Consider the following 24,853-nt stretch of genomic DNA (forward strand, 5'->3'; position numbering starts at 1 on the left):
CCAAGCCTAAAAAACTTACTGAAAAGAGAGTGCTTTTTTCAGTGGCCTCTATCTTACCAGGGGCATTTTTATTTTCAATATATAAAACCGTTCAAGATAATATCTTATTATAGGGGTAGGGCCATCATTTCCGACAATGTTGGCCCTACCCCGTGTAGAAAAAATAATGATATAAGATTTATATATAGTACAATACAAGAGCAATGGAAGTGGTCAACTAATATATTAATGAATTCCATTATATTAGTTGACAAGGTGTCCATTGCTTTTGTATTGTCTTTCTTAATATTAATAATTAAAATCGAATTTAACTTGTGTGATTTCTAACTTTAAAGAAGCATCAAACTTTTTGCCAGCCTTACTTTTAAAACCTTTTATTTTACTCGTCTTGCCTTTTTCAATAAGTTGTATTGCTTGCTTTTCTGTTAGCTTTTTACCGGCTATAGTCTTCCAAATTGTAAATTTGCAACCTTCTTTCCATTGATTACAACCATATGCCTTAGCATTTTCAACTATATCTCCACCACAAATGGGGCATTTGCATATAATATTTTTTGTGTTAATTTTTTCTATTACTACATCTGAACTTTTATTTATCACTTCAAAAAGCTCGTTTTTAACCTTACATACAACATCTTCAATTTTCTTTTCATTTTTATAAATTTGTTTAAGCTCTTTACCAACTTCAACAGTTTTCTCTTTACTCATGTTTATGTTTAACTTGTCCAATATTTCTATTAGTTTTATGCCCTTTAAATCGCATATCAGCGAGTTTTTATTGATTTTAATGTAATCATACCTTTTAGCATTTTCAATGATGTTGGCTCTTGTAGCAACTGTTCCAATTTCTACACCAGATAAGATGTCTTTATATTCATCATCATCATTAATGTTTTCAAGTTCGTTAATTTCTTGCTTTTTAAAAGGATGTTTCAAAAAGCTATTTAAATCTGCTTCTGTTACCTTTTTGGGTTTCTGTGTTTCTTTTTTATCAACTGCAAATACACAATTTAGTTCTTCACCTTCTATAAATTCTGGTAAAGTATTTTTATTATCCATGTCATTTTCATATTTTAGAAATCCTTCTTTTACAATAACATTCCCTTTAAGCTCAATAGTTTCATTTTCAATTTTAATTAATACACATGTTTCCTCAATTATAGTTTCTTCACTTAAAAAATTGCTTATGAATCTGTTTTTAACAGTATTATAAACCTTTAATTCATTCTCACTAAGAGTACTTTCATTTGGAACTTTTAAAGTAGGGATAACAGCACTATGCCCCTCTATTTTACTACTATCAAATATTTTAGTACTCTCTTTAAGTTGTATATTCACATTAAATTTTTCCCTTATAATTTCAATTATTGTTTTAACTTTATCTTTTTCATTTTCAGCTAAATACTCTGAATTTGTTCGAGGATATGAAACATAACCTTTTTCATATAAAGCTTGTAGATTTTTCAATGTATCATTAAGTGATATTTTTTCTTCTTTAAAAAGTTTATTTTGTAATGTGTCTAAAGAAAATAATTTTTTAGGTTGCTTTTTAATCTCTTTTTTCTCGACTTTTGAAACTAAAGCTTTTTTATTTTTAAGTATATTTAGCAAATTAGTAGCTTTTTCAGATCCATCACTTGAAAATTTTCTATCCCTTAACTTAGCTTTTATTTCTAAATCTTCTTTTTTAATAAGTGCAGCTATTTCATAAAAAGTTTCAGACTTGAAATTTTCAATGAGTTTATCTCTATCATACACAAATCGTACAACTGGAATTAATACACGTCCAACGGGAAGAAGTGAACCGGCTTTTAAAGTTGTATATCTCGTTAAATTTATTCCATAAAGCCAATCAATATAAGTTCTAGCTAATCCTTCATTGTAAAGATTTTTAGTTAACTCAATATCTTTTAATTCTTTTAATTCTTTTAATATTGTTTGTTCTGTTTGTTCTGGTAGCCACAATCTTTTAATCTTCTTTTCTATCTTTTCCTCATTAAAAATCTTATAAATTATATTATTTACAATAACCTCGCCCTCGCGATCAGCATCACCACAATTAATAATTTCATCAACATTAGGACTTTTCACTAAGCTTTTTATTATCTTATATTGTTTTTTAATACCAATATCATCTGTTAACTTGAATTTAAAGTTTTCTGGTACAAATGGAATTTCTTCTAAATTCCAATATGTTTTCGCTATATCAAAATAATCATCGACATCATATAGTTTTAAAAGATGCCCAAAAGCAAATGTTACTATATATTCTGCATTCTCAAAATATCCATCATTTTTTTTCATATTTCCAATACTTTTCACAATATTCATTGCTAAAGATGGTTTTTCTGCAATTATTAATTTTGCCATATCTATCACTCGCTTTCTTTTATCTTCATTCTATTTTTATCATTTTTTTATTTAAACAAACTAATAAGACTACACTTAAAATCAGCGTAATCTTATTAGTTGATTAATTTCTTTCGATTTCATTTTTCGCAATTTCATTTTGTAATTTTTCATAATCTCTTTGATTTTTAGAATGTTCATAACTATTATCCATGATTCTATCAATTTTTTTTAAACATACAGCAACAATTGAATTTTTAACAAATATTTTCCTCTCTGTTTTACTAAAATTCTTTTTAATTTTTCGACCATTCAAGTTATAATCATATTCTTTAATTTCTTTTAAAATTGTGTTTCCCATTCTAGTTTTTAAATCTTTCATTTTAGTGTCATAATATTGTTTATAAGAATTGTTTTTTCCTTCTCCATAAGCTTCTTTTAAATTCACTTCTTCTTTTTTTAATTCTTCTTTTAATTTTAAAAAATCTTTTTTATGATATTTTTCTATATAAATATCCGTCATTTTATCTATTAAAGGTCTTACATGCTTTATAGTATTATAATTGTAAGTCCATTGTTTTCTATCATCTGGTAACTTACTATGTATTTCAAGAAATAATTTTTTGAGTTTTATATTATCTAAAGATTTTACTTTCTTTTTATTTTCAATTATATCTTTTCTAATTATGTCATTTATTTTTTTATATTGTTCATTGTTATTTGTAATTCCATTTACAATTTTAGATTTCATTGCTAATATAGATTTTGGTTTTCGTTTTCCTCTTGTTTTACTTGGATTTAATTCAACAGTTGAAACATGAACATGAATATTATCGGTATTATAATGAATATCTGCACACCAAATTGCAGACTCGTTTAATTTCTCTTTTTTAAGCATTTCATTGGCCGAAGCTCTTACTACTTCTTTTAATTTAGTATTATCTAATACTTTGTTTTTGCTATCATATATTCCATGCTTTTCAAGAAATTTATTATCAAAACTTATTACATCATGCCACATAATTCCACCATTATTTTGACATTTATTAAATAGGTTTTTTAATTTATTTTTTTCGGTTAAATCCAATAGATCTTTATTATCTGTAAACAAACCTATATCTTCTTTTGAATTAGTACTCTTAGCTTTTTTTCTATCCATGTAATCAATCATTCCAGAGTATTCTAATTTATTTATAACTGAATATTTTTCATCTACTATTTCTTTTTCTCTTTTAAATTCGTCAGATTTTAATTCTAAATCTTTAATTTCTTCTATAATGAATTTTCTATGTGGATTTATAATTTTATCTTCGGCAACTAACCCTTTTCCTGTTATTTCTAACTTACCGTTTTTTTCTTCAATATAACCAAATTTAATATTATTATTAATTCTTTTATTAATATAATCATAATTATATTTACCTTCTTTAGTTCCAATATCTAAATCATTAGATAGTTTAGTTTGTATGGATCTTAAATATTTATTATCTCTTACTAGCTTTAAAATTTTATTAGAATCATAAATTGTAAACTCAAACCCACTAAAATTTTTCATTTCTTCTTTTGCTTTTTTATTGAGTATATAATTGTTATCTTCATTTTTCGCAACATAATTTAAAGACTCTAGCTTCTTTAATCTTGTATTAATTCTTGTTTTCTCTTTTTCAAGTTCATTAGTATCTACATTTTTGCGGGTCTTGCTAAAACTTTTTTCAATATTTTCAATTAAAAACTCGCCATTTTTATTAAAAAACTTTTTAAAAATATAATTTGAATCATATCTTGTTAATTTTTCTTTTTTATTAAATAATTTTTGCTCAAAACAAATCATATTTTTTAGCTTTTCATCTTTAACTAATGTATTTATATCTGTACTTCCAGTACTATTAATAACACTAAGTAATTTTCTTTCTATAATATTAAGTTCCACACCTTTAATAGATAATGAAATATTATTATTTGTTATAGCTTCTTCTCTATCCATATAATCAACCATTCCAGAAAACTCATTCGCATTTTCATGTGTAATAAATTTTGATACTACAACTACACCTACCATTTTGCACCTCTATTTACTGGATTTTTTAATGTTACTATTGGCAATTTGTTTTTCTACTTCTTCATATGCTTTTGCAACTAGACCAGATTTGAATTCTGTTGTAGATACAAAATCCTTTTCTTGATAACCTTCTTTTAAACAAATTGAATTACTAATCTCTAATTGTATTTTAGATAACTTGTTTAAATTATTTATACCTAATAATATTTTTTTTAATGAGTTCTCTAATATGTTAGACATATTTTCATGTTCATTAATGATTTGTGACAAAGCATCACTTGGTTGAAGGTTATTTTCTTTAGAAATTATATTTATATAATTGATATCCTCATTTAATAATCTAAATTCTTTTCGTGTTCTTATTACTTTAATACTCATAATTTACTCCTCCTCGTCTAATATAAAATCAGTTCGAATTTGCGTTAATACATTAGTATTTTCTTTAATTAAAAAAGATAATTGATTTACTAAATCTACATACTTAGTTTCACTTTCCTTAATAACACTTAATACACTTAAAGTTTCAATATAATTTTTTAAAAATTGTTGGCGAGATAATCCTTTTTCTTTAGAAATTTCATCTAATTTTTGTACTGACTTTACATCAAGATTTCTAATTATAATATCCATAACTTCTCCTTTTTTTCGGGTTTTTATTAACCTAAATTTTGATACAACTTTTAGGTTAGGGGTTACCCCCAGTTCTCTGTATGAGCATAAGGGGTTTTTGCTATCACCTATGGTGAAAGGTTAGGCAAAGCCTAACGAAACAGTGATATCATCTTTTTATATGTTTTCGGATACCTTTACGTATCTTTTCAAGTGCATTTTTTACAAATTATAGTGGTTTTCGTATACCTTTACGTATCTTTAAATAACCTATTTTATTAAATTTAAGCTGTTTTTTTATAATATTATTGACCATTTGTAACATCATTAATCTTTTGTTCTACCTTTGCTATCTTGTCTATAAGTGAAGCTTTAGTCATTTGCATAGAAGCATTTTCTACTCCACTAGCATCTATTTTTGCTTTGTAACTATTGATTTTTTGATTCGTTTTATTCTGTTCTGCTTCAATTTCATATTTCAATTGACTATTTAAACTATTGATTTTTTCGTTAGCTATATTGATTATATTATCATTACTTTTAATTTTATTATCAATTGTAATTACATCATTATTTATGTTTTTAATTTCAGTTTTTGACATATTAATAATATAATATTTTTGTGTTTCTGATTTAAGATCATTGTTTATTTTCACTTTTCTATAATCACAATATAGTGTAATGGAGTCATTTTTAATTGCATCATCATTGTTATTATTTATACTTTTATCAATCGTACTTGAACTAAAATCCTCCGTAGATATATCACTCGTATCTATATTTACATTTGAATTTGAGCCTAAATTTTGGCTAACTTTTAATGCAATGGCTTCATAATTTTTTGGTATGTTTTCAATTTGAACAATATAAATATTATCTGTATTTAACATTGTTTTTACAGCTAATTGCTTTTTTACATTAACTTTAGCTTTAGCCGAAAAATCAAATTTTGTTGCAATATAATCTCCAGAATCTTTATAAGATAATTCTATTTCCATGAAATTTTTGTCTTTATTATACTCCCATCTGTTTATAGAAAATTTTGTAGAACCAATATTTACTTCCTTACCTAAACTGCTATTCATAACAGTAGAATTATCTGGCAATATACTATTTGCATTGAAAAATATAAAATACACAATTATTATAAAAATGAATGAAACATAATAAAAAGTTGATTTATTATGTTTCACATTTGTTTTAGAATAAGCTAAATTACCAATCATATTTCCACCTCCAATTAATCAATAAATGGCATATTTTTTAATGGTTTATTAATTAATAAATCATCAACTAGCCATTTATTATCAATATTTCTTAATTTTAATTCTATTAATATTGGTGTTGTACTATCTACTTTATTAACTAACATTCCTTGGTCAGCAAGTATTAAGACGCTAACATTATTGTCTTGTATTGTCTTAGAATATACTCTTATGTTTTTAATAGAAATTTTATAATTAACATCACTTTCTAGTTCATTTTCTTTTACTGGTTTTAATTTATTTACTAAAGAAGGAGTTGAGTAAGGTTTTATATTGTCATAAATTTTATCCTTGCTTAAAGCATCATAATTAAAAAAAGCATTTAAAAACTGGTTTGAAACTTCATTTATCTGCGCTATTTTATCACTATTTTTTGTATTGATTTTCTTATTTAATTCACCTATTTTGGTATCATAATTTTTCACTTTATCTTTTGTAGTTGCTAGGTTTTTTTCACTTGTTATATAGTTTTTATAATTTTTATAGTTCATATTAATTACTGTTATTAATGATATTATAAAAACTATATTGCTTATAATTAAAAATTTATTTATTTTTTTCATATTTATTCCCCCTGATTTTAGTTCAATTATATTTTCCAAACCCAATAAGGTCAGGTCTTTCATAACTTTGGATTTTAACAATGTCATTGCTCTTAGGTGCATTTAGCATTTTACCATTACCAATGTATATTCCTATATGATGTACATCCGAAACCGTACCAAAGAAAACTAAATCTCCAACCGCTGGTGTAGTAGTTTTTGCTGAACTATTATAATAACCTTGTGCTGTATCTCTCTGTATTTTATATCCTGCGTTTTGATAACAATAAAATACTAATCCACTACAATCAAAAGTATCTGGTCCAGCTGCTCCCCATATGTAAGCTTTACCTTGTTGTTTTTGTGCTATTTCTATTACTTTTGCTAATTTTCCTGAACCACCTTTTATATCTGTATTTGTATTTGTTGTACTTTTATAATATTGAAAAACATGAGTTACATAATTCACATCTCCATAACTTGACCATCCAACTTTTTTGGCTTGCATGTTAGAAAATTCTTGTGCAACTGCAAGTGAATATCCCCCTTTTGATTTGGCAAACCCAATAAATCCTTGACCGAAGTTATACGTTTGAAGTGCTAAACTAATGTTTTTAGTGTCATTAATATCTTTAACACCAGCCTTAGTAATAGCATCTTTAAATTCTTGTACTCCACAAAAAACCGAGTAATCGGGGTCGGTTATTCCATTAGGTGATTTTGAATATTTCGTATTAAATGCTCCTTCACTAGATTGCATTACGTCAATTGAAGACCCTCCACTCTCTTGCTGAATTAATGCTAAAATCAAATTTACATATTCACTTATTTCAAATTGGTTTGCATATTTTTCAACAAGTGGTTTCCATGCTAAAACTTCCGCTGATACACTTGCCGTCCCCATACTAACCCCACTATTTTCATTTGTATTACCATTACTACCTATAATAATAAGTGCTGTTACCGAAACAATTATAAGTAATAAAAGTAATGGCAACATAGTCACCATCACTTTCATTAATACTTTTTTCATTGTTTTTTTTATTGATTTTTTAAGCATATTTTTTAAGCACCACCTTGGAATATGTCCAATTCTTTTCCACTTGCCTCGACATGAAAAGCTATATTACCCACACTATTTATTGATAAAATACATTCACCTTGTGACAAAAGTGGTATTTTTTTAAATTCACTTTCCGAAAGACTTCCATCAAAAACTGTACGTAAAGTTTTTAGAGCGTTATTGTCTTGTTGCATAATAAATTTATATTGAGTTAATTCAAATAATGTTTTTATTTCATTAACTCCTTCAGTACTTGTCCCCTCTGGTATAAAATCTCGTATAGATTGCGATACAAATACAAGACCTCCAAAATATTTTCTCGCTTCTCTTTCAAACTCAATTAAAAATTTAACAGCTAATAAGTTTTCAGGGTTTATTATTCTGTGAGCTTCATCAATAACTATTAAATATCTCACAATATCTTCCCAATCAATTGATTTTGTATCAAATAATTTCTTGTATTTATTCCCATTCTGTAGCATATTGTCCCACAATAAATTCAAAACATTAAACATTTGTGCATTAAAAATTTCTTTTTTCATAGAAGTTAAGTTTCTAATACTAAAAAATACAAGTTGCTCATCAACTATATTTTCGATAGTTGAATACCCATCGAATAAGTACCCATAGTTATTTACCATACTTTTTAATGTTAACTCTATACTTTCTAATCTTTTTAATTTTGTACTAGATAATTTTTTTCTTATAATATTATTTTTAACATCTTCATACAATTCCTCTTTAACTAAATTCAAAAGGTCACTAAAAATAGGATATTGGTTTTCTGCCAGTCTAGTAAGATTTAATTTTTCTACATCCGTATTTTCTTTGTAAATCCCAAATTTAATATATAGTTCTCTTGCAAGCAATTCAAACTCTTTACATGTTTCATCATCCGCTTGAGGTGCAATGAATTTATAAAATGTCGTTAATTTAGATAGATGTTGCATAAACGAAATTCCTTCTTTATCGGATGTTCTTAAAATTTGCAAGGGGTTAATAATCCCATTGGTACCATCCAGAGCAATCATTTTACCATTAAGTTCTTTTATTAGATTTTCAAATTCCCCAGTTACATCTATTCCTCTTATAATATTCCCTCTACAAGCATTATCCAACGTTATTTTTTTTAAAAGCGTTGATTTCCCTGAGCCCATTGTTCCAAAAATAAGTGCATTGTAATATTTTCTGTACTTATCTTTATGGAATATATCAAAAATCAAACTACCTCCAGTTGTTGTGCCACCCAAATAAGTACCATTTGGATCATCAAGCTTCGTAAAGTGAAAAGGATATCCCGCTGCTAAAGTTATTGAACCCATTTCTTTACCAACTCTTTTATTGGGAAATTCTTTTATTTTACTATTGCTTGTAAAAAGAGCTTTCCATTCGTATTCAGTTTCATTTAAAAAAATAGTTCCTTTGAAACTTAATCCTTCTAATGTTTCTAATACACTTCTTATGTTTTCTTCAAGTTCAGAAATTGTTTTTCCACTTACATATAGTCTTACATTTACAAGCTTAACTACTTCACCAGACCTTGAAATTTGATTAAATATTTCCATCAATTCATTGTATTTAGTTTCAGCCGAAATTTTTTCTATTTGGTCTTTTTCATTGTAAAATCGGTCCAATTGTTCTCTTAAAGATTTATTTATATTGCTTACCACCTCCGTTTCCTTAGTGGAAGCAACATCAATTGATGTAATCACATTATTAATATTTAAAATATCATATAGCCAAAATTCGTCTACATGAGTTGGAAAATCATAAATCTGTATGCAAGTTTCATAGCCATCACCTTTCTTTGTATAACTTTCTTTAAAAGATAATCCCCCAGAAGGTTGTATATCGTATATAAAATCAGCATTATATTCATTAACTTCATTAATTTTTTTTAGCTTTTCATTTTTCAATTGTAGTATTTTATTTTTTAATTGTATTACTTTATTAATCACTAAATTTCCTCCCTGTATCAATTTTTGCATTTTTATTATTTAACTTATACAATATTAATTTCTTTTTTTCTATTGTTAAATTTCTTGTATTAAGAGCATTAGATATAGTTCTCTTTACTGTGTTTTTTACTGCGTTCAAAATTTCTTTATTTGGAGCAAATAAGAATAAATAATACTCTTTATTTGTTCTATTTTTCTCTAAATACTCTAGTTCATTTTTTTTATCCTTTAAAAATACTTTATAAATTTGATTATTTGTTTTACTTATTTTGTAGTCAATATAATCTTTTTGTTTTTGAGCATTAACTGGGAAATTCATAGATACTAATTTAGTATCTATTTTCACCGTTTTATAAAACGTGTGAAATATATTAATATCTCTTTCTAATTCATTTACAGTTAAAGATAAAATATCCTTACCTTCAATTTCTATAATATCCATTACTTCATCCTTTTGAATAATATAATCGTTTTTTATATCTAAAAAAGGTAACACATCTGTTACCTTAGAAGGAATCTGTTTAATTTTCTCTTTTTCTTTCTTAGAAGCTTGTTTAATTTCCTCTTTTTCTTTCTTATTTTCATTTTCACTTTTTTCCTTCTTTAAACTCTTAAATTTAAACATTTCAACCTCCTATTTTATTGTTTTTTTGAATTTTTAGTTTCATTAATCGAAATTGCATGAAATGTTTTTTTATTTCTCGTAAAAGTATAATATATAGCTTCATAATTTGACCTTTCCGGATTATCTTTTGCGGGCGATAATAAGAATATTATTACTAAAGTTGAGAATATATAATATACTAAAATCAAGCTAGAATAAACTAAACTATCTAAGGCAAAAACTAATCCCATTCCTATTAAAAACAGAAAAAATTCTTTTAAATATAGATGTTTAGTAATTTTTATTTTACTATTTAATTCTTTAGGAATTAGATACATAAGTATGCCTCCTTTCTATTTATCTAATAAAATCCACATAATAAAGAGTCTGTATTTTTACAGACTCTTTATATTTATTTTGTTATTTCTACTTTAAAAGCATTATCATCAGTATTACCATCACTATCAGTTACTTCATAATTTAAAGTTTGTTCTCCTATTTTAGTTAAAACTTCTGGATTTTTTAATTTTATCTTGCTTGTTACATCACCATCTTCTGAATCTGTTGCAGTTACTTTTACATCATCTACAGGATTTAACAAGTTAAATTTATTGGCCATAGAATATTTATAAACATAATATTTCTTTTCAATAGATATATCCGGTGAATATCCTATAAATATTTTACCATCTCCAGTGTGTCCAATTAAAACATTATCAATATTCTTCAATTCTATACTACTTGGAACAGTAACCTTAAAATTCTTCTGTGCTTTTGATTCAATATCTTTTATTAGTTTTGTTGCTTCTTTTCTATTAACATCTTTTTTAGTCGTAAATGTTGCTCTTACATTTCCCCAATCTAAATTAATAGAACTCAAGGAATATTCATCACTAAAAACTTTTTGAACATTTTCCTTTGTTAATGCTAATTTTTCAGTTTTAGTATTACTGGATGCAGAGCTACTACATCCAGTAATACTAAATAATATCGCAACTACTGCTATTATTAGTATTACTTTATTAGTTTTATTTTTCTTCATTTTTTCAACTTCCTTCTACTTGTTTTTATTATTTATATTTTCTCTTATACTTTGACCTGTGTTTTTTCCTCGATTATACGATTCTCTAGTTTGCTTAACAATAGGATTATTTTGAAATTTATTAACGATTTTCTCTTTTTGATGCTGACCAATTGTTTGATAAGGAGAATTATCATTATTCGATTGTTTAGGTTGTTGTATAGGCTCAGGTGTATTATTCGGTACAATATGTCCGCTTCCTTCATTCCCCCCGTTATTGTTCGCTTTTGTTCCATTACCACTGCTATAATTAATTGGTTCAGGGGTATTATTTGAAATGTTTCCATTTGCACTAGGTTGTTCGCTTATTCCATTCCCATTGCTATTAGGAGTGGATTGTATAGGCCCTGGTATATTATTTGGTGCAATATGTCCACTTCCTTCATTCCCTCCGTTACTGTTCACTTCTGTACCATTACCACTGCTATGATTAATTGGTTCAGGGGTATTATTTGAAATATTTCCATTTGCACTAGGTTGTCCGTTTATTCCATTCCCATTATTACTAGGAGTAGATTGTATAGGCTTTGGTGTATTATTTGGTGCAATATGTCCATTTCCTTCGTTACCGTTTGTTTCTGTGCCATTACCACTATTAATTGAACTAGGTTGTCCACTTTCTCCATTAGAATCATTCATTTCATCATATAGAGATTTATGTCCCTGACCATCATTGTCATTAATATTGTTTTTTTCATTATCATTACCCATTTTATCATAAATTGATCGATGCCCTTCATCACCATTTCCTTTAGTATCAACTTCTGGACTACTAGTATCGTTCTTCTTATTAGAATTTCCAGTGTTTGCAGTACTACCATTAACAGTATTTCCCTTACCTAAATTCCCATTTGCTTTAGCCTTATCTTTAGCCATCCCAGGATATATAGATTTTTCTTTATTCGTATCTGCATTTTTCTTTTCTTTATCCTTATCCATGTCTTTGTATAAACCACTTGCTATACCCGCACTTGATCCAAGTACAGCTCCTGTCATTTTACCTACACCGCCTGCAATACTCTTAGAAGTCTTACCAATACTCTTAGCACCTCCCATAGCAGTTTTACCTATCATGTATGCTCCTGCCATTGTTTTAAATCCACTTCGAAGTCCAGCATCTATTCCAAATAATTTTTCAACTAAATTAGGTCCGTCTATTACTGCAAAAGAACCCGCTACGAGTAAAACTACGCCCTCCATACCCGTTACTTTTGTACACACCGCTACAAACAAGACATAAAATTTAAGCAACACAGCTATTAAAAAAGTCACAATAAAAGTTGACGTTATATTTTGGAGTATCTGTTTTGTTTTCTGTCCATTATTAATATCGATTGGAGCTATAAGAATAGCTAAAAATTTATTGTAACCAAGTTCAAAAATCATCTTAGCAAGTTTAAAACAAGTAAATGCTAAAGTTGCACCAAGAACACCAAGTGATACTATGATATTTAGAAAATTAATATCGAATCTATAATAATATTCTTTCCAAAATGTCAACCACCCTTGATTAAGATCAGTTGTATCTAACTTCCCATCTACATCTGTTGTTAATCTTTTACCAAATACCTCTTTGTTTTTAATGCCTGCCGTATTAATAAAATCTGGTTCTATAATTGATGTTTGGTCTATATATCTAATATTTTCAAGTTTAATGTTATTACCGCTTTTTAATTGTTTTATTACATTATCGTCAAAGTTTAATTTATCGTAAAGCAAAATATCCGTTACATTGCTTTTTATTATTTCATTAGTTAAATTACTTGGACTGCCTTTTACTGCATTTACTCCAAGATTAGTTAATTCATTCATTTTATTCATTCCCATAGGTAATACTAAAATTACAGCTATAGCTACAAGAATATTTGTACCGATTTTTCTGAATTGTTTGGTTTGAGAAAACATTAACTGATACCCAATTCCGAGTAACGAAATTGCAAACAATACAACTATCAGTGGTTTAACACTATTAATAAAATCTATAACTTTAGGGTCGTTATAAAATTTATCTAGTACGAATAGTTTGTCTGTTACAGCTGAAATAGCATCTACGAAATAACTTAAAACCTTTACTATACCCCAAAGTAGTTCCCGCATTGTTCTACCCAATATTGTATCTAATTTGAACATTTCTGAATATGTTTGTAAAATCTTCACTGGATCCACTTTATTAGCTCCTTCCTATTATTTTTTTTAATTTTATTTTATCTTCATCTGAAAATTTATCTTCATATTCTATAAGCAATTGTTTTATTTCTTTTTCACTAGATTCTTTTATATTAACCTCTCCAATATCCTCATAATTTCCAGTTATCTTTTCTATTAAAAATTTATCATCCCCTGTTAACTCTTTTTCTTTTATTATATTTTCTATATTTTCTATATTTTCGGTTTCATTTTCCGCTGTAGATGTTTCAACGAATTCATCATTTTCATCATCATCATTAATTTCTGAATACATTATAAGTTTTTTTACATCTACATCTTTATGCAAACTACTAATACTCAAATCGTTTATACTCTTACTTGTATCAAATTCAGCATTTAAGTATTCGTATCTGTACTTCAAAGTAGTTTCTCCAGTATTATATATTGGTCTAGGTGTAATTCTGTTTTTGTTGTTATCCTGTCGTTTAATCACTCTTATAACTACACTTTCACCTTCTCTTAAACTCATTAATTCATTTTTGTTCAACAATTCTCTTTTATCAATACTTGCAGTTGTAGATTTATTAAATAGTTCTTTACCACTTAAAGAGTTATTTATTAAAGTCCTATTTCCTAACATTTCCGAAAAACTTTTTGCAGTTTCTTCGTCTGATGTAAGTATGTATATTTGATTTCCACAATTACCCACAACAGTATCTTTACTATCACCATATAATTTTTTAAGTTGCGAATATGATTGTATAATTAGATTAAATCTTATGTTTCTACCTAAGCACACCGTTATTATATTAGAAAAATCTTCTATTGGTGGCATATTACCAAATTCATCTAATAAATAAACTATTTCTCTTTTACACTTCCCACTATTTGATAGAGAAGCTTTCTTTGCTGCCATGTAATATGTTTGTCTTATAAAAATAGAAGCTATAACATGATTAGAACTATCATAATCGGGTGTAACCATAAATATTGCTACTGGTTTTTTATTAAATCCTATTTGCTCTAAATCATACGAATTTTTAGCTGTCATTTTAGCTATTTCATCAAAAGTAAAAATTTGAATTTTTGACATTGCTGTTGCAAAAATCCCACCTCTTGTTGTACCTTTTGCAAAGTTACTAGTGGCATATTGCATTTTCGAAATATCAAAAGGGTCTCTAATCTTAAAAAATTCATCCAATTCGTTTTTTCCGTCTTCATCCTCTGCACTTCCCTTATTAGCAAGAAAATTAGCAACAGTATAAAGTGTTATTTTTTCTTCATTCCCACTTTCTACACAATCTTTTGTTATAGCTAAAATTAAAGCATTTACTAAAGATTGAGCGGAAATAAGCCAAAATTTATCTTTTGCTGTTGGGTCGTTATACAATGAAAATGTTAAAGTGTTACAAAGCATTTGAGCCGTTGAATAATCTTTGTTTTTATAGGCATTTATAACAAGTTGCAAAGGGTTATAACTCATACTCTTCATCGGTTGTAGGAGATTTAAAATTTGAATATCATACCCTCGTTTTATTAAGGTGTCATAACATGCAGAAGCAAGCTCTCCCTTTGGATCATTTATTATCATTGATGGTTTCTCTTCTGCTCTCGAATACACATCAATAGTTGGGAATACAAATGTTTCACCTTTACCACTACGAGTTGTCCCAATTACTAAATTATTTACTGCACTGTCATCTATAAATATTTTATCCTTATACCGAGAAATCACAACACCTCCACGACCTTTGTATGTTTCTTCTTTTTCTGGTACTGCTTTATATTGTTGTTGTAATTCTTTTAAAGTTGTAAATTCGCTTGTTCCCTTTTGTCCTTTATTAATCTTTTTAAAATTCATTTTTGTAGCATAGATAACTTTAATATCTGTAAATATTATTAATGCAAATGTAATTAAATAATAAGTTTTATATTTAAATTGAAAATTAAATATATCTTCAATAATAAAAACACCCTTTGATTTATTTTTTAGGTTTCCTAACGACTTAAATACTGCAGCCAATAGTAAATTTGAAAACATCGTCAATACAACTGAAACTAATGCAATTAATAATATGTAAATATAATTTTTTAAACAAAATTTCTTAATATAATTAAAGATTTTTATAATGATTTTTTTACTCATTTTTCACTCCTTTCAGGAACAATAAAAAAAGCTAGAAAATATATCTCTAACACATTTTTTATTCACCTCTCTAACTCACATTCCTTTTCATTTTTAATTTTTAAGCAATTTTTTTTAAGTACTTTTAGACTTTCTTTATCAAGTTGTTTTTCACAAAATTCTTTTAAGTCTTTTGCATAATTATCCCCTATGTCATATCTCATAGTTTTTTGTGTTTTATTATCTATATTTAAAATAATCTTAGTTTTTAAATAAGGATAATACCCTTTGTTTTCTTTAGCAGTTTCTTTTTTCTGCCTGACTTCCTTTTCCGCTTTCCCAAACCTTTTATTTGCTTCATCGAAAGATATTTTTTCACCTTCACTAAAATACTTTTTATCTTCAACTTCTGAAAATACAATTTCAACAGAAGGTGCTTTATCAGAAATTATTCTTTCGTCTTCTTCATCAAATTGTTGCTTTCTTTCAGTTGGCACACTAAACTCTTTTAATTCAGACAATAAGAATTCATATTCAGCAGTTTCATTAGTATATTTGTTTTCGCGTTTATCACAAAAATGCAAAGTATATTTGTTATTTTCAAAACCTTCTTCTTTAAAAGATGTCCCTTTTTTAATATGAGTACCATCTTCCAAATTAACTTCTTTAGTTGTTTTAAAAAATTCATATTCTTTTATATTTTCATCTGATAAATTAATTTTACTAAGGTCTTTTTCTACTAATTTCTCTTTACTTAGTTTATCTTCTAGTTTATCTTCTATTTCACCTATAAGACTATTAGATTCCTTTTGTATAGTTTTTAATGATGCTTCAAGTTCTTTTAAATCCTTGTCTTTACTCCAAGATGCCACATATCCAAAACTATAATCATCTGTATCTATTCCAAAGTGTTTTGCTACAACAAAAGCTGTACTTTCTGCTTCTATCTCTTTAGTATTTCTTTCAATATCGTTAATATCTTTCTGTTTATCTACACTGTGAAGCCTACTATGTGTTGTTTCATGTATTAGAGTTTTAATTGTTTGCTCTTCACTCATACCTTCTTTAATTGCTATCCTGTTTTCTCCCAAATGGTAATAACCTTTACTAGCATTTTCAATATTTTCAAACTCAACTGGTATTTTTGCTACTTCAACTAAAGCACTTTTCATATTCTCATAATTATCTACAGTGCCCTCTAATTCATTAACTAATGTTGGTAGTTCTTTACCATTTGTTTGTGATATATCAAAAACTGGCACTGCCTTAAAACTAATCCACTCTACTCTCTGTTTTTCTCTAACTCTATTACCACTCTTATCTACATATGCAGTATTTGTTTTAGGATTTAATTTGTCCATCTCAATTTCTTTTTTATGTTTGTATGGTGCTAAAATTCTTAATGCTTTTTCTCCCTTAGTTATTTTTCTACCCAAGCTATTCCATGTTTTTATCCCAGCAATTCGCTTAGCATTAGGGTTTTGCATTTGCAACCATAAAATATTTTTCACACTATAATTATGGAATTTAGACATAGTATTAAGGTATTCTTTAAATTTATTACTTTCAAAAACATCTTTTACTCCTTTTTCTAGCATGTCCATTGTATTTTTTAACTCTTCCTTTTTTTCCTCTAATGTTTTCACACCTAACCCTCCTGTTTTCGGGTAAAATAAAAGAGATACTTATAAGTACCTCTTAAACATTAATCTATTGCCATTATTAAGTTTTCTATTTCAGATTGAGAAAATTTTTCTAATTTTATTAATAAATCTTCTTTTACTTCTTTAAGAGCTTCACTGTCAGTATTAATATTTTTAATTTTCTTTATCACTTGATCCTTTTGCAAATTTTTGATTCCTTTTAGAAATTGTTCTTCCTCAAATGTTAATTTCAAATAACTCGCTCCCTTCTTTATAAAAATATTTTTAAAAGGTTATTTTACTTCCTAAAGATGTTGCTAGTGCATTTGCTCCTTTAATTATAATAAAAGCTATTGTAGAGCTTATAAATACTTTTTTTGCATTAGCACTTCCTTGTTGACCACCTATAAATAGCATTTCATACCCTCCAAATAGTAGTGCCAACGCATAACATACAACTGCGGGTATTTGTAACCATGTTATAAAACTTGTAATTCCAGTAACTAATTGTTCCATTTTTTATCTCCCCTTAAATATTATTATTTTTGATATCTTTAGTATCTTTAATATCTTCAATGTCTTCAATGTCTTGATTATCTTCACTTTCTTGAGGCTCATTTTTGCTTGCCATTTCAATTAAAAATGATACATTATCATTAATAAATTCATTTTGCTTCTCAAGAAGCCACTCTTCGTATAAACCACCTTTTATATTTAATATTTTTTTAACTGCTTCTGTTTTTTCCTTGATTTCTTGTTTAGATATTTTCCTTACTCCCATTTCACTTATCCTCCTTTATTTTTAATAGATTTTTGGTACTGCATAAGTTCTTAATCCTCTGGTTTCATCAAATATTAATTTTTTACTATTTTTACTCAGCTTATAAGATTGTATATTTACCTTTAAAAAGCCATAATCACCAATGCTCTCATGAGGCAGTATTCCATAACTTTTTTCTTCTCTTATTTCCTTTAAATCATCAATTCTAAGGAAATGACTATGTTCTAATTCTAATTCACCGTCACTGATTTTTATTTTCTTTTGCTCCTTTACTTTTTTAAGTTCACCTGCTGCTTTTCTTTTATAAAACATTTTTAATGTACTTTCTTTAATATTTAATTCCTTTGCTATATCTTTTTGTTTAAATCCTTTCTTTAGCAATTCTATAGCTTTGTCTGTATCAAAAGTAACTTTTCTACCTGCCATGAATTTCCTCCTTCTTTCTATTTGTGACTTTTTTCACTTATTTTGAACGTACTTCTAACCCTAATTATTTTCTTTTTATAATCTACCTTATCAAGTAAATCATCTTCAAAATAATTTAATATTTTTTTAAGTTTTAAGATAGTTTTATAAGGTGGAATAATTTTTCCGTTTTCATATGAAGATAATGTGCTTCGACTTTTTCCTATATATGTTGCTAATTTTTCTTGTTTTAAATTTCTTTCAATTCTTAACATTGTTAATTTCAGCATTTTTTATTTATATTCCCCCTCCTTTTAGCTATATTTTTATATTTATTTAGAATAAACGCTTGTACATAATATTATGCTTGTTTTTAGCTTTATTTAAGTTAGTTAAACTAACATTGTATAATCATATGTTATTTTAACTAACATGTCAACCGTCTTATTATTTTCTAAAATGAAATAAAAAAATAAAGGCCCTCAAACTGAGAGTCTCTATTTGCTATATATAGGTTTTACCCGTATTTTAATTTCAGTAAATAATATGCCGATTATACAAAAACTTATTAACATTATAATGAGTTTTTTTACATATATTTGTCTATATTTATCTGCATTTGTCTGATGTTTATTAAAAAAATACTTTATATCTTCTATACACGTATACCACAATATCAAAAAGTTTTATACATTTTTGAAACTTAAAATGTACTGCTATTTTCTGTACCAATTATATAATTGTTATTTAAACACACATATAAAAAATAGCATACGAGTTGTATGCTATTTTTTATATTAATCCCATTGCTATTCTATTTTTTTAACCCTTTAATAATATTATTTTCTATGTTTAATTCATAACAAAGAATATAATCAGTTGTGACATTATATAATTTAGCTAATTTTATAATGTTTTGAGTTGTTGGAATTATCTCACCCGACTCATATTGGGTCACAGTTGTTCTATGTATATCTAAATATTTAGATATATTATCTTGCGTTAGCTCATTATTTTTCCTGAGTTTTTTTAATCTTTCAGCAATTGTACATCTTTTATTATTAAAAAAATCTAATGATTTAACTATGCCTTCAATAAATATTATTAGTTTTTCAAAATCAGCATTTTTTTCATAATAATTTTGTATTTTTAAATTTTCTAGTGACTGTATTCCAGTAATTTCTTCACCATGTCCAGTTAAAAGCATTATATATAAATCATTATTATATTTTCTTATTTCCTCTATTACATCTTTTGCAGTAAGCTCATCTATGTAATAATCTAATATTAATATATCAAATCTTTTATTTTTTAATTGTTTAAGTCCTTCCCTGGAACTCGTATACCCTTCAACATAATATTTATCCCCCAGAAAACTTTTTATAGAATCAACTATTCCAGGATCATCATCAATAACCATTATCTTTATACCACTATTATTCATGTATTTACCACTCCTTATATTAAAAAGGTATTTTCACAAAAAAAGTTGTTTCCTTATCATTTGTCTCAAAGCTTATTTTACCATTAAATCTACCCGTTATTATTGATTTAGATATATATAACCCAAGTCCAGTTCCTTTATTACCTTTTGTAGTTACCATTTTTTTAAATATATTTTCTTGAACTTTAGTAGGTATTTTCTTTCCTACATTTTTAACATAGAATATAATTTCTTTGTTTTTTTCATATGCACCTAAAGTTATTATATTTTCATCCTCATTCTCTTCACTCGCATCTATAGCATTAGTTAAAAGAATATTAAAAACCTGTAAAAGTGAATTAATACTGCCTTTAATTACTTTGTCATAACTAATATCTATTTTCTCAACTAATGTACAATTATATTTTTTAAATTCATAGCTCATAAACAATTTAATTTTATTTATAACTTCTTCTATAGAAAATTTATCTTCGCCACTCTGTTCAAATTCCTTTACTTGACCTTTCACTGTAGTAATTACATCAGACATATATATTAAGTATTCTGATATTCTGTTTTGCCAGTCATTAACTTCATTCATCAATTTAGTAACATACTCAAAATCAGTATATTCAGTTCGTATGGATTCATAAATCTTTGTCGTATTTTTCTTAATTATTTGAATACCACCAGCAGAACTCAGCAATGGAGTTTTTAAATTATGAGCTATCCCTCCAATTAATTGATTTAATGATAATAGTCGTTCTTTCTCAATTATTTCAAATTGATTTTGTTTAAAGAGTTCTAAATTCTTTTTATATAAAGTAATATCTTTAAATAAGAGAACTATACCGAAATATTCATGATTAAGAATTATAGGATTAGTTTGCACCTCAAAATTTTTTTCATCAGACTTATTTTCTATTATTATTTCAATGATTTTAACAATATTATTAGCTTTTGATTCATCGATTAGATTTATTAATTTATTCTTACACTTAATTAATTTACTACAATTCATTATGTCATAAAAACTATTATATTCTCTATCTTTTATTAAAAAATTTCCTGAAAAAGCTTTATTAACTTCTATAATATTCAATTTTTCATCTAAAACTAAGACTGAATCTGATACAAGTTGTAATACATCCTCAAATTCGAACATATATTTATGAAATTTTAATCTTACACCAAATATGCCATATTTATATGCAAAATATATAAATCCTGTGAATTGAACAAAAAATACTATTGGATAAACTCTCAAAGCTTGATCTATGCCAAAACTTCTTAATATAAAATTCGCCAAAGCACAATAAACGAAAAATGGTGCAACAATACTTGCATTTACTAACTTATATTTTTTAATTGAATATGATTTTTCTTTTAAATATGAGTAAACTATAAAAAAAGCTCCACCTAAAATGTATGGAACACACCAAATACTAAGTTGTTTAAAATATAACTCTAATTGACTCGGTGTTTTTAAGTGATTACCCACTATAGGAAAACTTATAAAGCAAATAATTGAAGGTATAAATAGTATAATATATATTGTCTTTTTATTTTTTTTAATTATATCTGCATAAGCTAGGCCATAAATCAACATAAAGTATGGACCCATATAATGAGCAATATTAGACAGTAATGCACTGATATAAGTAATTAATTTAAAAGTTTCTTGACTAGCACCTCGAGTTACTAAATATTCCTTTATAGGTTCTTCACAGACTACAGCAAATATACCTAATCCTGAAAAAAAGCACACTGCTGCCATCAATTTTGTTGATTCTGTTTTATAATCTTTTATAAGAATAATAATTGCCACTAAAAATAAACCAATACTTGTTAATATCATAATACTACACTCTCTTATCTATAAATTCTAAAACATCTTTTTTAATTTTGTTTTTGGAAAATACAATTCCGGAATGACCGCAACCATACACATATCTTTTTGGTTTCCCCCAATTTTCCCATAAAACATCTGTATCCTTGTCTATAACATATTTATCATACTTACCTGATACAAGAAGTATTTTACTAAGGTCTATTACTGGTTTCCTTAAACTTGGATTAATAATTTCCCAACTTTTTTTTAATAAACTATAATTAAAATTATTTTTTAAAAAATCTTTTTTAATATACTTCCCAGCCTCTGTTTCAAATATTGTATATGATAAATTATTAGCATAAAACAAAGATATTAGTACATCAATATTTTCTTCGACTTCACTTAATAAGTTAGTAGTTATTCCACCTAAACTCAAACCAATAATTATAACTTTACCTTTTTTTTCAGTTTTAATGTAATTTATTAAAGCTCTAATATCACTTACAGCTTGTTGTTCAGACTTTAGGGTTCTGTTTACATCTGCACTTACAAAGTATTCTCCACTATATAAAGATGTATCTGGCGATCTTTCCATATGAAAAGGTAAGACATAATTATAAATGTTATACCTTCTTTCAATAAAACTATCTAAAAACACTTTTCCTAATCTATTTAGATCATCTGCTCTCCAACCATGTACAAAAATAACATTTATATTATTATCTGCAACTAAATTTTTTCTATAATGAAATATAGTGTCTTTATTACTGTATCCATTTCCCACTTCACTTAAAAATTTTATTTTGCCTACTTCATAATCCTTTTCAATTTTATCTTTTTCATAATATATTTTTGGTAAAGTTGGTTTCTTATAAAATTTCGAGAAATCACTATTAAAAGTAATGACCTCTTCCTCCACATAATTAAACTGATCCTTTTCACTATATTTTTTATGAAGACTATATAAACCGTAACTATCGGCTATATTTGAAATTATTTTCATTTTGATATTACCCTCCTGTTATATATATAAAACTCCCTTATCAAGGATAAAGCAATTTAAACTCTTTATTTTTTCATCTAATTAATTCATACTGATCTCAACGTAATAAACTAAATTTATTAGTACAATTATAGACACAAACTATTTTCACAGTCAACCAATTGATATACAGCCTCTCTGTCATTATGTTAAGAACATTTCATTGAATAAATAGAAATATAATGATATTGATGATTAGACCGACTGAAGGAATGGTACCCCTATAGAAGGATAGTAACAAACAAAAGTTCGTTAGTGTTTCAAACGCTTCAGTAGTTTCATGCAGCGGCCAATGAATCACATATTCACCTATTTCTATCAACGGCTAGAATATAAATAGAGAACACCCACAGTTGTTGTTTTAGACTATATCTAGGTATGTTTTTGTTATACTTATATGATAAAAATCCAACAAAATTTTATCCACAACAACTTCCTCGCTTTTATATCATAAAAAACAATAACTTACCTTTTGAGAAATTTAACTCAACACATTCCTACCTTTTTAAATTAAAATAGGTCATACACAACAAAAACCTACCTTTTTAATTCATTATGTATCAAAATACATATAAAACCGAATCTTAATAGGTAGGTTTTTGTTGTGTATAAATTGTTCAAACATACAAATGCGAGGATTCTGTTGGGTTACTCTTCATCTGAGGCTACTTTGAGAGCCTGTACCAACATTAAACATCCCATCCTAACAGCTTTTTTTCTAAATCATCAAAATCATATTCTCTTTGTTCATAATCATTAAACCCACCCTTAGTTTCTTTATATGTCAAAGTCCAATTTCCTTCAATTGCTCTCATCATAGCACCTAAATAAGATTTTATCTCATTATTTTTTCCATACTCATCTATTACTAATTTTTTTTCTTTTATGTACTGTCTGATAGATACCTTCAACTGATTTTTTTTAATTGAAATAGATGTCTTTTCAACAAGTTTATCAATTTGTTTTGGACTTATTGTAACTCCTAAAAGTTCTCTGAACTCTTTTACAACGTTATATTCATTATATTCCGAGGGAACTGTATCTGCATTATCAAGGAAACTTATTTGTTCCCTTCCTTGGAAGTTTACTGATTGTTTTACCATTTTAAATTTTACCTTCTGAACCTTTTTATTCACTTTATACAGGCTGTCATCTAATTCGATATATAAATCTGTAACTTTGTTAATCTGAATTACAGAAGGTTTTAAAATTCTTTGTTTAAAATTAGAGTACTGAGGATATTCAGTATCTTCTATTCCCAACAAAAACCTCAGTTGTCCCACTTCAAAGATTCTTTGACCAAATGTTTGATACTGCTTTAATAATTCGTATATTCTACAAGCATAGTAACTTCTTATATATTTCTTAACATCAAAATCGAATCTTGTATAATCACTTTTAAATACTAATAAATCAGAAATTAAGTCTGGGTGAAACTGAAGGGCAACTGCACTTCTGTCTTCAGCTATCTTGCAGGTTATAACCCATCTTTTCTTAATTAAATCATTGTTTTCAAGATATGTAATATTCCTGTTATATAACCTATTTGCAGTCTCTACTAACTCCGAGTATATAGTATTATTTTTAATATTATATTCTTTTTTGTAATCTGAAACATATACATAAAGTAATTCAAAATCCTTTTGTTTTATAAGTGACCTTACATCTTCAGCAGATAAATTTTTATCTAACATGACAACTTCAAGATTAGATAATGCAAGGTCTATCAACCTATTCTCAGATGTTGTTAGTTTATAGCTACCTTCAATTAGATTATTTGATTTTACAATTTCTCTTTTCACAATTTCTTGTTTTTTAATTATCACTGCTCCACTCCTCCTAAGTTTCCTGTAAGTTATTAGAATATTCTAATAACTAGTAGGTTTTTGTTGCGTATTGGTATTTTTTTGTTGTAGTTTAGT

Annotated in this window: 23 protein-coding genes; all 23 read right to left on the reverse strand. The window is 26.6% G+C overall.

All coding sequences use genetic code 11. The annotated features are described in order from the left end of the window. Nucleotides 1-288: 288 nt before the first annotated feature. Nucleotides 289-2,370: a type IA DNA topoisomerase gene (locus tag ACWJKP_RS20225; RefSeq protein ID WP_462961705.1), complete on the reverse strand. Its 2,082-nt coding sequence runs from the start codon at nt 2,368-2,370 to the stop codon at nt 289-291. 103 nt (nt 2,371-2,473) lie between these two features. Beyond that, nucleotides 2,474-4,408, reverse strand: a complete 1,935-nt coding sequence (mobP2, locus tag ACWJKP_RS20230) for a MobP2 family relaxase (protein ID WP_462961706.1) — start codon at nt 4,406-4,408, stop codon at nt 2,474-2,476. 9 nt (nt 4,409-4,417) lie between these two features. Then, nucleotides 4,418-4,786, reverse strand: coding sequence for a hypothetical protein (locus ACWJKP_RS20235; RefSeq protein ID WP_462961707.1), 369 nt, complete (start codon nt 4,784-4,786; stop codon nt 4,418-4,420). Nucleotides 4,787-4,789: 3 nt separating this feature from the next. Next, a complete protein-coding gene (locus ACWJKP_RS20240; protein WP_165413423.1) occupies nt 4,790-5,038 on the reverse strand; it encodes a hypothetical protein in 249 nt (82 codons plus the stop codon). 284 nt (nt 5,039-5,322) lie between these two features. After that, a complete protein-coding gene (locus ACWJKP_RS20245) occupies nt 5,323-6,243 on the reverse strand; it encodes a hypothetical protein (protein WP_462961708.1) in 921 nt (306 codons plus the stop codon). 14 nt (nt 6,244-6,257) lie between these two features. Beyond that, nucleotides 6,258-6,845, reverse strand: a complete 588-nt coding sequence (locus tag ACWJKP_RS20250; RefSeq protein ID WP_165413425.1) for a hypothetical protein — start codon at nt 6,843-6,845, stop codon at nt 6,258-6,260. Between the two features lie 22 nt (nt 6,846-6,867). Continuing rightward, entirely contained in the window at nt 6,868-7,884 is a 1,017-nt protein-coding gene (locus tag ACWJKP_RS20255; protein ID WP_462961709.1) for a bifunctional lytic transglycosylase/C40 family peptidase, read from the reverse strand. A gap of 5 nt (nt 7,885-7,889) precedes the next feature. Further along, on the reverse strand, nt 7,890-9,845 hold the full coding sequence (locus ACWJKP_RS20260) for a VirB4 family type IV secretion system protein (protein WP_462961710.1): 1,956 nt from the start codon (nt 9,843-9,845) through the stop codon (nt 7,890-7,892). Beyond that, entirely contained in the window at nt 9,838-10,470 is a 633-nt protein-coding gene (locus ACWJKP_RS20265) for a hypothetical protein (RefSeq protein WP_165413427.1), read from the reverse strand. Before ACWJKP_RS20265 ends, ACWJKP_RS20260 begins: the two co-directional genes overlap by 8 nt. Nucleotides 10,471-10,484: 14 nt before the next feature. Beyond that, a complete protein-coding gene (locus tag ACWJKP_RS20270; RefSeq protein ID WP_165413428.1) occupies nt 10,485-10,787 on the reverse strand; it encodes a DUF5592 family protein in 303 nt (100 codons plus the stop codon). Nucleotides 10,788-10,861: 74 nt separating this feature from the next. Next, entirely contained in the window at nt 10,862-11,491 is a 630-nt protein-coding gene (locus ACWJKP_RS20275) for a DUF5011 domain-containing protein (RefSeq protein ID WP_165413429.1), read from the reverse strand. A 15-nt stretch (nt 11,492-11,506) separates the two neighbouring features. Further along, a complete protein-coding gene (locus ACWJKP_RS20280) occupies nt 11,507-13,696 on the reverse strand; it encodes a pLS20_p028 family conjugation system transmembrane protein (RefSeq protein ID WP_462961711.1) in 2,190 nt (729 codons plus the stop codon). A 4-nt stretch (nt 13,697-13,700) separates the two neighbouring features. Then, nucleotides 13,701-15,824, reverse strand: coding sequence for a VirD4-like conjugal transfer protein, CD1115 family (locus tag ACWJKP_RS20285; protein WP_462961712.1), 2,124 nt, complete (start codon nt 15,822-15,824; stop codon nt 13,701-13,703). A gap of 62 nt (nt 15,825-15,886) precedes the next feature. After that, nucleotides 15,887-17,449: an LPD25 domain-containing protein gene (locus ACWJKP_RS20290; protein ID WP_462961713.1), complete on the reverse strand. Its 1,563-nt coding sequence runs from the start codon at nt 17,447-17,449 to the stop codon at nt 15,887-15,889. 59 nt (nt 17,450-17,508) lie between these two features. Next, the gene (locus ACWJKP_RS20295; protein WP_462961714.1) at nt 17,509-17,700 is read right to left on the reverse strand and encodes a hypothetical protein; all 192 of its coding nucleotides are present in this window, start codon (nt 17,698-17,700) and stop codon (nt 17,509-17,511) included. Between the two features lie 31 nt (nt 17,701-17,731). Next, complete coding sequence (locus ACWJKP_RS20300) at nt 17,732-17,962, reverse strand: hypothetical protein (protein ID WP_165413434.1); 231 nt, start codon at nt 17,960-17,962, stop codon at nt 17,732-17,734. A gap of 13 nt (nt 17,963-17,975) precedes the next feature. Next, nucleotides 17,976-18,227 carry a hypothetical protein gene (locus ACWJKP_RS20305; RefSeq protein ID WP_462961715.1) on the reverse strand — a complete coding sequence of 84 codons (252 nt, stop codon included), beginning with the start codon at nt 18,225-18,227 and terminating at the stop codon, nt 17,976-17,978. 21 nt (nt 18,228-18,248) lie between these two features. Continuing rightward, on the reverse strand, nt 18,249-18,653 hold the full coding sequence (locus ACWJKP_RS20310; RefSeq protein ID WP_462961716.1) for an RNA polymerase subunit sigma-24: 405 nt from the start codon (nt 18,651-18,653) through the stop codon (nt 18,249-18,251). Nucleotides 18,654-18,670: 17 nt separating this feature from the next. Continuing rightward, entirely contained in the window at nt 18,671-18,922 is a 252-nt protein-coding gene (locus ACWJKP_RS20315) for a helix-turn-helix transcriptional regulator (protein ID WP_462961717.1), read from the reverse strand. Nucleotides 18,923-19,446: 524 nt separating this feature from the next. Continuing rightward, a complete protein-coding gene (locus ACWJKP_RS20320; protein ID WP_462961718.1) occupies nt 19,447-20,076 on the reverse strand; it encodes a helix-turn-helix domain-containing protein in 630 nt (209 codons plus the stop codon). Between the two features lie 19 nt (nt 20,077-20,095). Then, nucleotides 20,096-21,913, reverse strand: coding sequence for an ATP-binding protein (locus tag ACWJKP_RS20325; RefSeq protein WP_462961719.1), 1,818 nt, complete (start codon nt 21,911-21,913; stop codon nt 20,096-20,098). Nucleotides 21,914-21,917: 4 nt separating this feature from the next. After that, nucleotides 21,918-22,892, reverse strand: coding sequence for an alpha/beta hydrolase (locus ACWJKP_RS20330; protein ID WP_462961720.1), 975 nt, complete (start codon nt 22,890-22,892; stop codon nt 21,918-21,920). Between the two features lie 728 nt (nt 22,893-23,620). Continuing rightward, the gene (locus ACWJKP_RS20335; RefSeq protein WP_165413441.1) at nt 23,621-24,757 is read right to left on the reverse strand and encodes a replication initiation protein; all 1,137 of its coding nucleotides are present in this window, start codon (nt 24,755-24,757) and stop codon (nt 23,621-23,623) included. Between the last annotated feature and the right edge of the window lie 96 nt (nt 24,758-24,853).

This window comes from Clostridium sp. CM037 (assembly GCF_055081095.1).

Excerpts from the sequence above, each read along its gene's own strand:
- ACWJKP_RS20225 (WP_462961705.1), bottom strand. The coding sequence starts at position 2,370 with ATGGCAAAATTAATAATTGCAGAAAAACCATCTTTAGCAATGAATATT.
- mobP2 (WP_462961706.1), bottom strand. The coding sequence starts at position 4,408 with ATGGTAGGTGTAGTTGTAGTATCAAAATTTATTACACATGAAAATGCG.
- ACWJKP_RS20235 (WP_462961707.1), bottom strand. The coding sequence starts at position 4,786 with ATGAGTATTAAAGTAATAAGAACACGAAAAGAATTTAGATTATTAAAT.
- ACWJKP_RS20240 (WP_165413423.1), bottom strand. The coding sequence starts at position 5,038 with ATGGATATTATAATTAGAAATCTTGATGTAAAGTCAGTACAAAAATTA.
- ACWJKP_RS20245 (WP_462961708.1), bottom strand. The coding sequence starts at position 6,243 with ATGATTGGTAATTTAGCTTATTCTAAAACAAATGTGAAACATAATAAA.
- ACWJKP_RS20250 (WP_165413425.1), bottom strand. The coding sequence starts at position 6,845 with ATGAAAAAAATAAATAAATTTTTAATTATAAGCAATATAGTTTTTATA.
- ACWJKP_RS20255 (WP_462961709.1), bottom strand. The coding sequence starts at position 7,884 with ATGCTTAAAAAATCAATAAAAAAAACAATGAAAAAAGTATTAATGAAA.
- ACWJKP_RS20265 (WP_165413427.1), bottom strand. The coding sequence starts at position 10,470 with ATGTTTAAATTTAAGAGTTTAAAGAAGGAAAAAAGTGAAAATGAAAAT.
- ACWJKP_RS20270 (WP_165413428.1), bottom strand. The coding sequence starts at position 10,787 with ATGTATCTAATTCCTAAAGAATTAAATAGTAAAATAAAAATTACTAAA.
- ACWJKP_RS20275 (WP_165413429.1), bottom strand. The coding sequence starts at position 11,491 with ATGAAGAAAAATAAAACTAATAAAGTAATACTAATAATAGCAGTAGTT.
- ACWJKP_RS20285 (WP_462961712.1), bottom strand. The coding sequence starts at position 15,824 with ATGAGTAAAAAAATCATTATAAAAATCTTTAATTATATTAAGAAATTT.
- ACWJKP_RS20300 (WP_165413434.1), bottom strand. The coding sequence starts at position 17,962 with ATGGAACAATTAGTTACTGGAATTACAAGTTTTATAACATGGTTACAA.
- ACWJKP_RS20305 (WP_462961715.1), bottom strand. The coding sequence starts at position 18,227 with ATGGGAGTAAGGAAAATATCTAAACAAGAAATCAAGGAAAAAACAGAA.
- ACWJKP_RS20310 (WP_462961716.1), bottom strand. The coding sequence starts at position 18,653 with ATGGCAGGTAGAAAAGTTACTTTTGATACAGACAAAGCTATAGAATTG.
- ACWJKP_RS20315 (WP_462961717.1), bottom strand. The coding sequence starts at position 18,922 with ATGCTGAAATTAACAATGTTAAGAATTGAAAGAAATTTAAAACAAGAA.
- ACWJKP_RS20320 (WP_462961718.1), bottom strand. The coding sequence starts at position 20,076 with ATGAATAATAGTGGTATAAAGATAATGGTTATTGATGATGATCCTGGA.
- ACWJKP_RS20325 (WP_462961719.1), bottom strand. The coding sequence starts at position 21,913 with ATGATATTAACAAGTATTGGTTTATTTTTAGTGGCAATTATTATTCTT.
- ACWJKP_RS20330 (WP_462961720.1), bottom strand. The coding sequence starts at position 22,892 with ATGAAAATAATTTCAAATATAGCCGATAGTTACGGTTTATATAGTCTT.